This is a genomic window from Veillonella sp. (assembly GCF_019414865.1).
Lineage (GTDB): Bacteria > Bacillota > Negativicutes > Veillonellales > Veillonellaceae > Veillonella.
The window spans coordinates 1-15,656 of sequence record NZ_DXLG01000035.1 but is presented as its reverse complement, the minus strand read 5'-3'; the positions used below and the strand labels follow the sequence as shown (position 1 = coordinate 15,656).

Sequence of the window (15,656 nt, the reverse complement as noted above, 5' to 3'; positions counted from 1 at the left end):
TTTTAGTCTCTACATGTTTACAGATAAAGAACCATAAATCAATAAATACTATAAATATAATAATTTATAGTTCTACACCTTCTAATGGATTACCAAGTCGTTCTAAGAGTTTTCCCATACGCTCACGTGGTTCCCCATGTTCCGCATACCAATCAACTAAAATATCTACAGCTTTTTTAGATTGCTCTACAGTAAGCTGTCTAGCCAAAATTTTGCCAGCTTCTGGTCTCATACCTGTATTACCGCCAACAGCCAACATAAAACCTTGGGATGTACCAATAAAAGCAATATCTTTTACCATTGCATCTGGACAGTTACGACCACATCCACTGATGCCAATTTTGCACTTATGTGATGTTTTTCGGCCGTAATGTTTTCTCTCCACATAATCAGCTAACTCTTTTGTTTCCATTTGGCCATTTTTACAATAGCCTTTACCAACGCAAGCAATTAAGGAATTAACCCCTCTATGAATAACCGTAGTTACACCTTCAGGTAATTCGGAAATAAGCTGTTCCTTATCTTCTTTTTCAATACCTGTAATTTGTATACCTGTTACAACATGACGGAAGGATCCACCATATTTTTCAGCTAATTCTATGCATGCCTTCATTTGGTCTAAAGTAAATTCATTATGTAAACCGTGTAAAATAACCGATGTCTTCATCGTTCCTCCTCAAATCTAGCATGCTTATTCATCATCATCCTATTTATACTAACATATTAGATTTTGAGAAACTGTGAAAAATTACTCACGAATAAATTGACTAAATACATAGTTACCATGTTTTGCCCCTTCCGAGGTTAAATGATAACTATCATTTTCATATTCTAATAGGTCTTTGCTAACTAAATCGTTCAAAGTAGTACCAAATAAATTAACCACAGATATGCCAAATCGCTTTTTAAACGTATGTTCATTAAGGCCCCATTTAGTACGAAGTGCTAAAAAACAAAAATCCTCTTGGGCCCGCTCTACCGTAATAGTCTCCGTATCGATAGTAGGCATAGTATATCGATCAACAGCTTGTATATAAGGCATAACATTACGATTGTTACTGCGACGAACTCCGTCATAAAAAGAATGAGCACCTGCACCAAATCCTAAATAATCTACATAGTGCCAATATTTTAAATTATGACGACTATAGGAATTACCCTTCGCGAAATTTGAAATCTCGTATCGCTCAAATCCTAGTTCTTTTAAACCAGCCATCATCGTATCATACATTGACTCATCTATACTTTCACTAGGAATAGAGATCAAGTTCTTTTGTACTAAATGATATAAATAAGTGCATACCTCAACTTGTAAACCATACGTAGAAATATGATTAATCGGTAAATCTTTTAGAATATTTAAATTATGCTGAATATCCTCTAAGGTTTGTCGTGGCAAGCCATAGATTAAATCAATATTAATATCTGTAAATCCAGCCTCTTTAGCATCATATACGGCTTGTATGGCTTTTTCTCCATCATGACTACGATGCAACATAGTAAGCGCCTTATCATCAAAGGTTTGAACGCCAAAACTAATGCGATTAAAGCCTAGTTTAACTAACTTAGTTAGATACTGTAAATCTACTTCCCCAGGATTAGATTCGATAGTCATATGACAGTTTTCATCGATAGTAAAAGTACTTTTTATTTTATCTACAATCATCTGTAGCTGTTGAATTGATAATTCAGTAGGCGTACCACCACCAAAGTAAATCGTATCAATGGACCGCTCTTTAGATTCAGGATGTTCAGAAACCCAAAGATCAATCTCTTGTACTAAGGCATATACATAGGTTTCATAATAATCTTGTAAATTTTGATAGGCAGGAAAATCACAGTACATACATTTCTGTTTACAAAAAGGGATATGGACATACAAGCCCATATCCCCAAGTGTAGACAGATTCAAAGTATTAGAATCTGTTTTCATTATATTAGTCCTCAACCTTGAGAATAGCCATGAATGCTTCTTGTGGAATCTCTACAGAGCCCACTGACTTCATGCGTTTCTTACCGGCTTTTTGTTTTTCTAAGAGTTTACGTTTACGAGAAATATCGCCACCATAACATTTGGCTAAAACGTCTTTACGCCAAGCCTTTACGGTTTCACGAGCCACAATTTTCGTGCCCACCGCTGCTTGAATTGGAATTTCAAACATTTGACGAGGAATCAATTCTTTTAATTTTTCAGCTAACGCACGACCACGTGTAGCAGCACGGTCCTTATGTACGATAATAGACAACGCATCCACAGGATCACCATTTAACAAAATATCCATCTTAACCATTGGAGATTGTTTATACCCAATCAACTCATAGTCAAGAGATGCATAACCTTTTGTAGCGGATTTCAATTTATCAAAGTAGTCGTAAATAATTTCACTCAAAGGCAAGTGATACACAACGGATACACGTGTTTCATCCAAATATTCCATGGATTGATATTCACCACGTTTATCTTGAGATAACTCCATAATAGTACCAACAAAGTCTTTAGGCACAATTGTAGTAGCTTTTACATATGGTTCTTCAATGTAATCGATTTCAGTTGGTGGTGGTAATTTAGCAGGGTTATCCACTTCAAGCATTTCCCCATTCGTCTTATAAACCTTGTAGTTTACAGATGGAGCTGTTGTAATAAGGGATAAGTTATATTCACGCTCTAACCGTTCTTGAATAACGTCCATATGTAAAAGTCCAAGGAAGCCACAACGGAAACCAAATCCCAATGCCAAGGATGTTTCAGCTTCATATTCTAAGGCAGCATCATTAAGCTGTAATTTTTCTAATGCATCACGAAGATTTTCGTAATCTTTAGACTCTGTCGGATAGAGACCACAATATACCATAGATACAGCCTTACGATAACCTGGTAATGGTTCTGGTGCAGGATTATCAGCTAATGTTACCGTATCACCTACGTGACAGTCTGCTACATTCTTAATACTTGCCGCAATACAACCTACAGAACCACATGGTAATTCCTGAACAGGCACAAGATTTGGTGTAAAGATACCGAGCTCTGTTACATCAAAATCCTTATTATCATGCATCATGCGAATGGTATCTTTTGTTTTAATAGTACCTTCTTTTACGCGCACATAAGCAATAGCACCTTTATAAGCATCAAAGCGGCTATCAAAAATCAATGCTCTTGTTGGTTCATCAGATTTATCTGGTGGTGCAGGCACCTTATTTACAATGGCTTCTAAAATATCTGGAATGCCAATGCCAGATTTAGCAGAACATAATACTGCTTCTGATGCGTCTAAACCAATGATATCTTCAATTTCATGTTTAACCCGATCAGGATCGGCAGAAGGCAAATCTATTTTATTGATAACAGGAATAATTTCAAGATCATGTTCTAAAGCGAGATACACATTCGCCAACGTTTGAGCCTCTACACCTTGTGCAGCATCTACTACTAGTAATGCACCTTCACAAGCTGCAAGAGAACGAGATACTTCATAGCTGAAATCCACATGGCCAGGAGTATCGATAAGGTTTAAAGTATACTCTTCTCCATCTTGTGCTTTATACAAAATTCGAACAGATTGCGCTTTAATAGTAATACCACGTTCTCGTTCCAAATCCATGGAGTCTAGGACTTGCGCTTCCATTTCTCGTTTTTGTAATGTGCCAGTATATTCAATTAATCTGTCGGCGATGGTAGATTTACCATGGTCAATATGAGCTATAATACAGAAGTTTCTAATCTTTTTCGTTGACATACTATGTAAACAAGTTCAAGGAACTTGTATTCTCCTTTCTAACATACGCGATCGATAACAGCACCTCCTAATAGTTGAGTGCCATTATAAAAGGCTACGGACTGACCTGGTGTAATAGCCCGTTGTGGTTCTTCGAAGATAACTTCCATCGTATCATCATCTAAGATACGTGCAGTACAAGGTGAAGGATTTGCTGCATAGCGAATTTTACCTTCTGCTTTTAATTCTTTATGAATCGTATCATCCAGGAAATTATAGAACTTACAAATCATACGATTCGTAAAAAGTCGATCATTAGAACCTACAATGACTTCATTGCGTTCACCATTAAAGCCAATTACATATAATGGATGCTTATATGCAATTCCAAGGCCCTTACGTTGGCCAATAGTGTAATTAAATAAGCCATTATGCTTACCTAATACCTCACCATCTTCAGTAACGATATTACCAGACTTTGGTTTATCCTTCATTTCTTCTACTACGAGTTTTTGGTAGTTACCGTGAGGCAAGAAACAAATATCTACACTATCTGGTTTTTTAGCTACTGGTAAATCGTATTCAGCAGCTAACTTACGTGTTTCAGTCTTACATTGACCACCTAGTGGGAACATGAGGTGACTCAAAATGCGTTGGTTCATATTGTACATAACATAACTTTGGTCTTTTGTAGGATCAACACCTTTATGTAACTCATATAAACCTGTTTGTTCATTATAATTAACCTGTGCATAATGGCCTGTAACCATATGTGTGGCACCAAGTTCAAGAGCACGGTTGAGCATCAAATCAAACTTGATATTTTTGTTACAAAATACACAAGGATTTGGTGTACGACCATAGGCATATTCTTTTACAAAGTAATCTACTACATTATCGTAGAATACATCGCGAGCATCGATAACATGATGCTCAATACCAAGAAAATCACACATCTTCTTAGCATCTGTTACAGCGAGAGGCACTGAATCATAAGGTGTACCACTCACCCACAGCCATAGGGTAATACCAAATACTTTATAGCCTTGTTTTAGTAGCATTGCAGCAGTTAAAGAACTGTCTACGCCGCCACTCATAGCTACAGCGATAACTTTTTCCATACTTTCTCCTTTTAATGATCTCTTGATCATAAAACTAATCAGGGTGAAAGCCTGACGTGTAAAACACTAGTTCGGTGTAAAAGTCCGAGTAGTATTGCTATGAAATTATAGCAACTTATATTATAGCCTAGAATTAGGTATATTGAAAAGATTTGAAATAAAAAGAATCCCTTTCTCATAACAAAAGGGATTCAAAGAATTATCTATGTTTTAAAAGCTCTTCAGCGGCTCCTAGAATACCGAGCATAGAATGTTCAAATACAAGTCCACCTTGCATGAAAATCGTATACGGAGGACGAACAGGACCATCTGCACTTAATTCAATAGAAGAGCCTTGTACAAAGGTACCACCAGCCATGATGATTTTATCTTCGTACCCAGGCATATCACCAGGAATAGGATGTACGTGAGCATCTACAGGAGAATATGCTTGCATACCTACACAGAAGTGCTCCATTTCTTCTCCATTTTTTAGATTAATAGCTTGAATTAAATCATAGCGATCAGCATTTACCTTAGGGAATACATCATACCCTAACAATTCACCTACTGCAGCCGTATATACGGCCCCTTTAAGAGCTTGTAATACTACGTGAGGAGCCATAAACAACCCTTGGAAGAATAAACGGTAACCAGGCGCATAAGAGCCCATATGATCACCAAGTCCAGGAGCAGTGAGTTGGTACGCTGCATCTTCAACTAAGTCTTCACGACCTACGATATAGCCACCTGTTGGTGCTAAACCGCCCCCAGCATTCTTAATGAGAGAACCAGCCATAATATCTGCGCCTGCTTCTAAAGGTTCTTGAAGCTCTGTAAACTCACCATAACAATTATCTACGAAACAAATAGTATTCGAGTTTTTAGCTTTTACAGCATCTACAATAATCTTAATATCTGCAATAGATAACGGTTCACGCGTACTATAACCACGAGAGCGTTGAATCACTACTACTCGCGTATTATCATTAACGGCGTTAGCAATAGCTTCAACATCATAGGTATTATCTTTCAATGGTACCTCAGTATAAGTAAAGCCTTTTTCTACTAAAGAACCACGTACTTCACGAGCAGCACCAATTACGGATTGCATCGTATCGTAAGGAGCCCCTACTGCATAGATAAACTCCGTACCTTTAGATCCATTACCCATTAATGCAATAAGAGTTGTTGCTAGTGCATGAGTACCAGATACAAAATGAGGACGAACGATGGCTTTTTCACCTTTAAATACATAAGCGAATACTTCGTCTAACTTCTCACGGCCCACATCGTTATAACCATAGCCCGTAGTACCTGTAAAATGATAGTCAGATACTTGGCACTCTTTAAAGGCTTCTAATACCTTTTTTGTATTGGCTAATGCAATAGGTTCAAACTTTTTAAATTCAGGTTCAGCCATCTCAAGGGCTTTACTACGTATTTCTTCTAATGTCATGCTAATCCTTCTCTACGAATTAATTCCATAGCTTTATTAAATATAAAATCTTTAGATGTATTATTATCAATATGAATCCATTCAATATATGGCATGCGCTTATACCAAGTGATTTGTCGCTTTGCGAAGTGACGAGTATTTTTCTTGATCAAATCTCTACATTCATCAAGGTTAATAGTGCCATTTATATAGTCTACAACCTCTTTATAACCAATCCCCTTAAAGGCTTGGCAATCAGGATTTACACCGGACTTAACAAGTTGCTCAACCTCTTCAATCAAACCTGCATCAAACATCATATCAACGCGTAAATTAATGCGTTCATATAACTGATCACGATCTCTCATAAGACCGATAACAGGCCCTTTATAAGATATGCCATCTTTAGTCTGATTACGTAACGAATCTATATCACCATGATGCAATATTTCAATAGCTCGATACAAACGATGCTTATCACTATATTGAATTTCTATATTATGTTTTCTTCCTAATGTGAAAGCATATTCTCGTAAACCATCAATACCTTTAGTATTAAATAGCTCATCTAGTTCTAATCGTAAATCTTCATCAGGCTTAACGTCATTAAAGTTATAGTTTTCTAATAACGATTGAACATATAACCCGGTACCACCAGACAGAATAGGTAGAATATTCCTGTCATTTAGTCTACCAATTATCTCTTTAGCTTGATTTTGGAAAATAGACACTGAATATGAATCATTTGGTTCTAATATATCGATAAGATGATGTTTCACACGCTTAAGTTCATCCGCCGATGGTTTAGCGGTACCAATATTGAGTTGTTTATATACTTGGTAAGCATCACCAGAAATAACCTCAGCATGTAGCTGTTCTGCTAAGTCTAAGGTAAGATCTGTTTTGCCTACTGCCGTTGGTCCAACAATGGTAATTAAGGGATTCACATTAACTCCTTCATATATACACCATAGCCTATACGACTATATTTTCCGCCCACCCATTGATGCGGTGGATAGTTTTGAAAGACCGAACTAAATGGTCGTTCTTTAATAATAATACCATACGTGGCAACACGCATAGCCTGTGCCATGATTTTATCATCTATATGACTTTCCACAGTATGTCCTCGAAGAGGTTTGAATTGAGGACTTTCCTCTACAGGAACTTCAAACATAGGATCAAAATAAATAATATCAATACTATTGTCTGGTAGGTTTGGTAAATAGTGCTCAAAGGTATCATGATTTACTTTAATACGTCGCAATGCATTCGTTACACTATCCTCACTATGAATATAATGAGCTAAACCATGACTAGTAGCAAGCCATATAGGTAAAGCCCCTTCTAGACCAGTTATTTGAGCTTGTGGGTAACCATAACTCACTACCATACTGTCACTACCAAGGCCAATTGTACAATCTAAAAACGTAAATTTATCTTTATTAGATAATCCCTTTTTATCTAATATGACTTGTACCGCATTAACTAGATGATCTCCTTCACCGCGTTGTAAACGTAATATACGTAATTGAGCCATAGACAAATGAAAGGTATGTTGTTGATTTTCTGGGAAATGAATAGTTAATCCAGAACCAGCAAGAACCGCAATATATTCGCATTGATACTTACCGAATAAGGCTGGTATCGATGTTTTACCTCGTTTAATATATGTCATATGCATAGAGGAAGCCAGTGCTTTGGCTTCCTCCTGAATGGCCTCATTAGATTTTTGAGATGTCGTTAGTATATTCATATTAAGACCGTAAGAATAATTTACCTAATTCATCAGGTGTAAACTTGATTATCGTTGGACGACCATGAGGGCATACGTACGGTTTCTCTGTACTAAAGAGATCCTCAATTAAGGTAGTCATTTGATACATATTTAAATTATGACCTGCCTTAATGGCTCCTCTACAAGATGCATACGCTAGCATTTCATGACGTAACTGAGCCTTGGTAGGCTGTTGGTGTTCGTGTAAGTAAGAAAATACATATTGGAGAATTTCAAAAGCCTTTGACTCTACTAAATCTACAGGAGCCCCTACCAATTTAATTTTCGTAGGACCACCTAACTCTACATCAAATCCAAGATCTAGTAAGGTTTCACGCTCTTCCTCTACCAAATTCATTTCATCATCTGTAGCCTCACTATATTGAGGCACCAGAATAGATTGCATAGGAATGGATTCAGAAGACTTACAAAGTTTATCATAACGTACACGTTCATGAGCTGCGTGTTGGTCTATTATGTAGAGATCATCACCCTTTTTAGCCAAAATATAACAAGAAGCGACTTGCCCCATAGGTAAGAATCCAGAATTTTGAATAGTACGCTCCTCTGTATTTTCTTTACGAATATCTTGAGCTAAAGACTTAAATTTATCAACGTCTTCCTTCGTATAACTAGTATATTCAGTAGGAACAGCATCGAAGCTTTCGTCTGTAAAGGACGACTGTTCATAAGTAGCCTTTGGCGGAGGTGGTGTAAAACCCTTAGTTTTAAGACTCTCTACAAACTGTGTAGTCTCACCGCGCATGACTTCGTATCCTTTAGTACGGCGACTACCAAATACTTTGTCATAATCTACCGCAGTAGCTATATGCTCAGCAGACTGTATCTCATCTTGTACAACAGAAGGTATTCTATACGAATCATATGTACTATTGCCATGATGAGATAAACTACCATAAGAACTAGAATTAGTAACTGTAGCATTCCTGTTAGTATTTACGTCATTACTATTGGTTTCGTTATTGCGGAAATCAGCTCCATTATTAATTGTGCCATTTATATAAGAAGATGATTCTCGTTCGTATCGCTCATGGAGAGGATTATTTAAGGCGTTTAAAATACCATGATAAACAGCTTTAAATATTATCTTATCATCTGAGAATTTTACTTCACTCTTTCGTGGATGAACGTTAATATCAACCATACCAGCAGGTACAGTAATATTAAGTACCACTAAAGGATGACCGTTTTTAGGTAATAATGCATGGTAAGCATTATCGATAGCCTTCATTATTGTTTTATCGGAAATAACACGGTTATTAACGATAATAGTTTGCCAAATTCTTGTACTTTTAAGAAGTGTTGGTTTACTCACTACACCATCGATATAAATAGAGTCACTTTCATAAGCAACAGTGAAAATATCATCTTTCGTTTTATAGCCATATAATGCGGCTACCGTATCACCAATATTGCCATTTCCAGGAGTAATAATAGCCACACGATCATCTACGATGAGTTTAAAAGAAATATGGGGGTTACTAAGGGCCAGTTTGCCTACAATATCTTGAATTTTAGAAGATTCGGTACGCTCTGTTTTCAAAAATTTGCGACGGGCTGGCGTATTATAAAACAAATCTCTAATTTCAATTGTCGTACCAGGTGCCGCACCATAAGGAATACAATCGGTGAACGTACCACCATCTACGGTAATACGAGTGCCCAAATCTGAGTCAGCTTTACGTGTAGTCAAAGAGAAATGAGATACAGAGGCAATACTAGCCAAAGCCTCACCACGAAAGCCGAGGGATGCTATATCAAATAAATCCTCTACCTGTTGTATTTTAGAGGTAGCATGACGTAAAATTGCAAGGCGTGCATCTTCCTCTGTCATACCGATACCATTATCGGTAATCCTCATGTAAGCTACACCGCCATCGCCGATTTCAACCTCAATATTAGTGGCGGACGCATCAATGGAGTTTTCAATGAGCTCTTTAATAACTGATGCGGGACGTTCCACAACTTCACCAGCAGCTATCTTATTGATTGTGGTTTCATCCAATACATGAATGGTTGCCATTATTTCCCGCCTCCTTTACGAGCCTCCTCTTGTAGTTCATATAATTTATTTAATGCTTCTATAGGTGTCATACTCATTACATCTACTTCTAGCAAGCTATCAACTACTGAATGAGTAAATAAGTTACCTAGTGGAGAATCACTAACCTGTTTAGCGGCTGGTTTAACTACATTAGTGGATTGACCTCCTACAACACGATTGTTTAAATCACTAGCATCATGACTTTGGTCTTCTAAGGATTCTAAAATCACTTCTGCTCGTTTTAGTACAGAATTAGGTAAGCCAGCTAATCTGGCTACATGAATACCATAACTACGATCTGCACCACCTTTAATGATGCGTCGCAAGAATGCAACGTCCTTACCTTTTTCTTTTACTGCAACAGTATAATTCTTTAATTTACTATAGCTTTCCTCTAAACAGATTAGCTCATGATAATGTGTAGCAAATAATGTTTTACCATGAATATGCTTACAAATATGCTCAACTACAGCTTGGGCAATACTCAATCCATCAAAGGTACTCGTACCACGACCTATTTCGTCGAGAATAATCAAGCTATTGTGTGTGGCATTTTCTAATATATATGCTACCTCTTTCATTTCTACCATGAACGTACTTTGACCAGTAGAAATATCATCGCTTGCACCTACGCGCGTAAAGATACGATCTACAGGTGAAATAGATGCTTCACGAGCAGGAATGAAGGAACCAATTTGAGCCATAATCATTAAAATTGCCGCTTGACGCATATACGTTGATTTACCGGCCATGTTAGGTCCTGTAATGAGCAAGAACTCCTCATCATCATGATTTAAAACGATATCATTCGGTACAAAGACCTCACGTTTTAAGAATTTTTCAATAACAGGATGACGACCATCGCGAATATTAATTTGTCCATTCATTACAATGGTAGGACAAATATAATTCTCTTCATAGCCTACAAGTGCTAAGGAAGCTAATACATCAAGCTCAGCAAGAGCACGAGCTGTCTCTTGTACATCTTTTATAACGAGTTTAATATCATTTCGTAATTGTTGATATAGTTCATGTTCTAATGCGATTATCTTGTCTTTAGCACTGAGAATTTTGATTTCAAACTCTTTTAATTCCGGTGTAATATAACGCTCTGCATTGGCTAAGGTTTGTTTTCGAATGAAATAATCCGGTACTTGTTCAGATTTACTATGAGATACTTCGAAATAGTAACCAAACACTTTATTATAGCCAGTTTTAATTTTAGATAAACCGGTAGCCTCTTTAATATCAGCTTCCATCTTGGCTAACCATTGTTCGCTATTCGTAGCCAATGAACGTAGTTCATCTAAATCCGGATTAAAACCATCTTTAATAACTCGACCCTCTTTTAATGTCAGTGCAGGCTGATCAGCAATAGCACGACATAATAGATCATATATATCTTTATGATCTTGAATACGATCATTGATAGAAGTTAATGATAAACTGGCACATGTACTTAATACATTTTTAATATCTGGTAAAACAGCTAATGATTCACGAAGTGCTGTTAAGTCCCTTGGGGACACAGATCCAGTTTCTACACGCCCTACAATACGCTCAAAATCATAAATGCAATCCAGTAAGCTACGGATATGGGAACGTTCTGCACCACGTGTAATCAGTTCTGCTACAGCGGCTTGTCTACGCTGAATTTGATTAACATCCGTCAATGGACTTTCGAGCCATTGTTTTAATAGACGTGCACCCATTGGTGTCAACGTACGATCAAGTACATCAAGTAATGTACCTTTTTGACCACCATCACGTAAGTTATGAGTAATCTCTAAATGACGCAAAGAAGATGTATCTAAAATCAAACGATTTCCGACACTCAATTGATGAACATAGTTAATGTGAGAAATTTCAGACTTAATGATATCCTCTAAATATAAGAGCATATAGCCCAAAGCTTCCCATACATCCTCTTCCATGAGACCTAGATCACCAAAGTGAGTAACAGACTTTTCCGCTACTTCGCGCTGTGTATGATATGTACTAAATGGAGATAATACAATATTACTGAATTGATTATCCATAAAGTCTTTTATATCTTGCGGTAATACTGTTCCCTCAGGCAATATAATTTCACTTGGACGATACATGCTGAGAGCATCAAACATATCGCTTCGTTTTTCACAATCAGTAATGCGATGCCAAATAACTTCCCCTGTAGATACATCAGAAAATACAAGTATCCATGCATCTTTTACCATATAAAATAACGATAAAAAGTTATTTGACCGTGCATCATTACCATTTTCAGTCATTACAGTCCCTGGTGTAATGACCTTAATAACGTCACGCTTAACGATGCCCTTAACTGCTTTAGGGTCTTCTAATTGTTCACAAATAGCAACCTTATAGCCTTTTTTTACCAAAGTTTCTATATAGCTTTCAGCAGCATGAAAAGGAACGCCACACATCGGTGTGCGTTCCTCATCTCCTGTTGGGCGACCGGTTAAGGTTATATTAAGTTCACGAGACGCAATTAATGCATCATCATTAAATAATTCATAAAAGTCACCTAAACGAAAGAACAGTAATTCTTCAGAATATCTAGATTTAATATCTAAATACTGCTCCATCATAGGTGTTTGCTTTTTTGCCATACTTACCCCTTTTGTATTGTACCGTAGCAAACCCAAGTTTGTGCTTTATCAATATAGGCTGGTACGGTTTCGCCAATTGATAAAGAGTCGTCTTTCGGGAATAATACCATTTTATTGCCCGATGTGCGACCAAACCACATATCTTCATCACGAGGACTTGGCCCCTCTACAATAATATCAAACACTTGCCCTTCCATAGGTTTATTTAGTTCATAAGAGATTTCATTTTGCACATCCATCAATGTTTGTAAACGTACACGTTTAACCTCTTCTGGAACTTGATCATCCATAGTCGCTGCTGGCGTTCCAGAACGTTTAGAATAAATGAATGTATAAGCCATATCATAGCGTACATCTTTTAACAATTGTAATGTAGCTTGGAAATCTTCCTCTGTTTCCCCTGGAAAACCTACGATAATATCTGTAGTAACTACTACATCTTTAATCTTCTCACGACAGTAAGAAAGTAATTCTTTGTAATGTTCTACCGTATAATGACGGTTCATTTTCTTCAAAATACGGTCTGAACCTGATTGAATTGGTAAATGTAAATGGGTAACGATATTAGAGGAACGCCCAAGTGCATCTATCATAGATTTAGTCATATCTTGAGGATGACTTGTCATATAGCGAATACGTTCAATTCCTGGAATACCATCGAGGGCATCAACTAATGTACCAAAATCAGTACCATCTTTGAAATCTAAACCGTAAGAGTTTACATTTTGTCCCAATAACGTGATTTCTTTAAACCCTTTTGCACCTAGTTCAGTAACCTCTTTTACAATGGCTTCTACAGGACGACTTATCTCTCTACCACGAACGTGAGGAACAATACAATAGGTACAGAACTTATTGCAACCATTCATAATAGGTACCCATGCATAAAAGGTGCCATTAGGTTTCGCTTCCAATTCAGGTAGTACAGAATTATCCATATCCACATTGATTTGATGTGTATGACCGCGTTGAACCTCTTCAATCATTTCATTAATATGTTGAATATTATGAGTACCTAAGACAATATCAATATGTGGAGCCCGTTTAAACATTTCCGCTTGATTCTTCTGAGCCATACAACCTGTAACAGCAAGAATCAAGTTTTTGTTTTTTCTCTTCAGTCTCATTAGCTCACCTATGCGGCCATAGACTTTAGTTTCTGCATTCTCACGCACTGCACAAGTATTTAACAAAATTAAATCTGCAGTTTCTACGTCCTCTGTAGGTGTATAGCCTACAGATTCTAACTGATGCGATAAGCGCTCAGAATCAGCAGTATTCATTTGACAACCATAGGTGTAAATATAATAAGACTTCATTCTAACTCCTATACTTTAACAATCTTACGTTTTGTTTCTATAATATTCTTAACTTTTATAGACATACGTTCAATAGACATGCCTGTAATATACTCAATTTCATTTCGAACGGACTTTTGTACCTGTTGCATCAATGGTTTAACAGGATAACCATGTTCAATAACAACAGCCATATCTACAACTAAACCATTTTGGCCTTTGTCACTCTTTTTGAAAGAAATAACACTTGATTCATCAACACCAACAACTTTTTTTAAGCCATTGCGAATCAATTTGATAATTACATCATCATCGAAGGTAAGTCGTCCATAATAACTGAAAGCAGGACGAACCACAGAACGTTCAAATCCTTCTGAACCAATTTGCCCCAATGTATCTTGATCTTGTTTTTTCAATGTACGTCGACGCCACATGGTTTTAATTGGATCAATCAAATACCCTCTAAAGTGAGGTTTCAATTCCATTGTTGGAACTGGAATAATATGTTTACCTTCTTTAAGACGAGCATGTTGTGCTTTTTCAATTTCTTTAGGTGTAGCTACATCTTCAATGCGAATATATCGATCTGGATCTTGCAAGCCTAATGCTTTCGTAATTTTCTTTACCATATTATCGGATGTACCAATAATCATAAGCTTATTAGGATTAATTTTATCTAATTGTTCACGCACTGATTTTACTTGTACTTCATCTTGGAAAATAGCACGACGAACAGCTTTTAATCGGCTAGATTCTTTCTTTGCAGAAAAGCCAGCTACAATCTTATTATCATGAATTAAAATGCCATCATCGATGATACATTCAATATTATTTTCATGAGCAACTACGAGCGCACGATGGCTTTTACCAGTGCCACTACTACCTACAAATGCAACGACTTCCATAGTCAACCTCATTATTTATAACAAACTAATAAATTCTGATACATTTTCAGCGGATACCAAGTAATCGCCAAATTGATCTGGTGCTTTACCTGGAATACCATGATAATCAGAACCACCTGTAATAAACAAGTTATGTTCTTTAGCTAATGCTTTATATCGTTTCACATCATCATCGTTATGTTTAGTATGGTAAACCTCCATACCATCAAAATCATAGGCTAACATTTCTACTACATATTCATCACTAGTTACTAGTTTAGGATGGGCCATAACGGCAAGGCCACCAGCTTTATGAATAATATCAATAATATGCGGAACCTCAACCTTTACCTTAGGTACATAGCATGGGCTATCTTTTCGAAGAATACCTTTGAATACCTCATTAATATCCTTAGCATAACCACCATCAATTAATAACTGTCCAATATGTGGACGCCCATAAGCTTGCGTCTTAGGAAATTTTTTAAGTAAGTCATCTTTCGATATAACATACCCAGCATTATTACAACGTTTGATAATCTCATCAATCCGTTCTTCTCGTTTTGCTTTAAAATATTGAATAAAGTCTTTTAATTCTTGATTTGTTTCATCAAAACGATATCCCAGAATATGAATAGATTTATCTTTATAGTCAGCACTAAATTCACAACCATTAATAATTTTAATAGTTTTTTCCGGATCTAATTGCTTTTGAGCGGCACGCAATGCTTTTATGCCATCAATTTCGTCATGATCAGTTAAAGCC

At 36.7% G+C, this 15,656-nt stretch carries 12 protein-coding genes; all 12 read right to left on the bottom strand.

Annotation, left to right across the window (positions count from 1 at the left end; genetic code table 11):
• Positions 1–64 precede the first annotated feature (64 nt).
• Entirely contained in the window at positions 65–667 is a 603-nt protein-coding gene (locus tag QZ334_RS03740; RefSeq protein ID WP_295232032.1) for a nitrite/sulfite reductase, read from the bottom strand.
• 81 nt (positions 668–748) lie between these two features.
• On the bottom strand, positions 749–1,933 hold the full coding sequence (gene hemW / locus QZ334_RS03735) for a radical SAM family heme chaperone HemW (RefSeq protein WP_295232029.1): 1,185 nt from the start codon (positions 1,931–1,933) through the stop codon (positions 749–751).
• Positions 1,934–1,937: 4 nt separating this feature from the next.
• A complete protein-coding gene (gene lepA, locus QZ334_RS03730; protein ID WP_295232027.1) occupies positions 1,938–3,737 on the bottom strand; it encodes a translation elongation factor 4 in 1,800 nt (599 codons plus the stop codon).
• A 38-nt stretch (positions 3,738–3,775) separates the two neighbouring features.
• On the bottom strand, positions 3,776–4,837 hold the full coding sequence (gene mnmA / locus QZ334_RS03725) for a tRNA 2-thiouridine(34) synthase MnmA (protein WP_156719099.1): 1,062 nt from the start codon (positions 4,835–4,837) through the stop codon (positions 3,776–3,778).
• A gap of 199 nt (positions 4,838–5,036) precedes the next feature.
• Entirely contained in the window at positions 5,037–6,275 is a 1,239-nt protein-coding gene (locus QZ334_RS03720) for an aminotransferase class I/II-fold pyridoxal phosphate-dependent enzyme (RefSeq protein ID WP_295232025.1), read from the bottom strand.
• Positions 6,272–7,201: a tRNA (adenosine(37)-N6)-dimethylallyltransferase MiaA gene (miaA, locus tag QZ334_RS03715; protein ID WP_156719097.1), complete on the bottom strand. Its 930-nt coding sequence runs from the start codon at positions 7,199–7,201 to the stop codon at positions 6,272–6,274. The genes QZ334_RS03720 and miaA overlap by 4 nt, the downstream gene beginning before the upstream one ends.
• On the bottom strand, positions 7,198–8,010 hold the full coding sequence (locus QZ334_RS03710; RefSeq protein ID WP_295232023.1) for a class I SAM-dependent methyltransferase: 813 nt from the start codon (positions 8,008–8,010) through the stop codon (positions 7,198–7,200). The genes miaA and QZ334_RS03710 overlap by 4 nt, the downstream gene beginning before the upstream one ends.
• 1 nt (position 8,011) lies before the next feature.
• Positions 8,012–10,075 carry a DNA mismatch repair endonuclease MutL gene (gene mutL, locus QZ334_RS03705; RefSeq protein ID WP_295232020.1) on the bottom strand — a complete coding sequence of 688 codons (2,064 nt, stop codon included), beginning with the start codon at positions 10,073–10,075 and terminating at the stop codon, positions 8,012–8,014.
• Positions 10,075–12,708, bottom strand: a complete 2,634-nt coding sequence (gene mutS, locus QZ334_RS03700) for a DNA mismatch repair protein MutS (RefSeq protein WP_295232018.1) — start codon at positions 12,706–12,708, stop codon at positions 10,075–10,077. Before mutS ends, mutL begins: the two co-directional genes overlap by 1 nt.
• A gap of 2 nt (positions 12,709–12,710) precedes the next feature.
• Positions 12,711–14,027: a tRNA (N6-isopentenyl adenosine(37)-C2)-methylthiotransferase MiaB gene (gene miaB / locus QZ334_RS03695; RefSeq protein ID WP_060924636.1), complete on the bottom strand. Its 1,317-nt coding sequence runs from the start codon at positions 14,025–14,027 to the stop codon at positions 12,711–12,713.
• 8 nt (positions 14,028–14,035) lie between these two features.
• Positions 14,036–14,911: an Asp23/Gls24 family envelope stress response protein gene (locus QZ334_RS03690; protein ID WP_105089152.1), complete on the bottom strand. Its 876-nt coding sequence runs from the start codon at positions 14,909–14,911 to the stop codon at positions 14,036–14,038.
• A 15-nt stretch (positions 14,912–14,926) separates the two neighbouring features.
• A partial coding sequence (locus QZ334_RS03685) for a PHP domain-containing protein (protein ID WP_295232017.1) occupies positions 14,927–15,656 on the bottom strand: 730 nt, incomplete at its 5' end.

What these genes read in the sequence shown, in the direction of transcription:
- QZ334_RS03720 (WP_295232025.1), bottom strand. Translation starts at nt 6,275, where the DNA reads ATGACATTAGAAGAAATACGTAGTAAAGCCCTTGAGATGGCTGAACCT.
- QZ334_RS03690 (WP_105089152.1), bottom strand. Translation starts at nt 14,911, where the DNA reads ATGGAAGTCGTTGCATTTGTAGGTAGTAGTGGCACTGGTAAAAGCCAT.
- mutS (WP_295232018.1), bottom strand. Translation starts at nt 12,708, where the DNA reads ATGGCAAAAAAGCAAACACCTATGATGGAGCAGTATTTAGATATTAAA.
- lepA (WP_295232027.1), bottom strand. Translation starts at nt 3,737, where the DNA reads ATGTCAACGAAAAAGATTAGAAACTTCTGTATTATAGCTCATATTGAC.
- mutL (WP_295232020.1), bottom strand. Translation starts at nt 10,075, where the DNA reads ATGGCAACCATTCATGTATTGGATGAAACCACAATCAATAAGATAGCT.
- mnmA (WP_156719099.1), bottom strand. Translation starts at nt 4,837, where the DNA reads ATGGAAAAAGTTATCGCTGTAGCTATGAGTGGCGGCGTAGACAGTTCT.
- QZ334_RS03740 (WP_295232032.1), bottom strand. Translation starts at nt 667, where the DNA reads ATGAAGACATCGGTTATTTTACACGGTTTACATAATGAATTTACTTTA.
- miaB (WP_060924636.1), bottom strand. Translation starts at nt 14,027, where the DNA reads ATGAAGTCTTATTATATTTACACCTATGGTTGTCAAATGAATACTGCT.
- hemW (WP_295232029.1), bottom strand. Translation starts at nt 1,933, where the DNA reads ATGAAAACAGATTCTAATACTTTGAATCTGTCTACACTTGGGGATATG.
- QZ334_RS03710 (WP_295232023.1), bottom strand. Translation starts at nt 8,010, where the DNA reads ATGAATATACTAACGACATCTCAAAAATCTAATGAGGCCATTCAGGAG.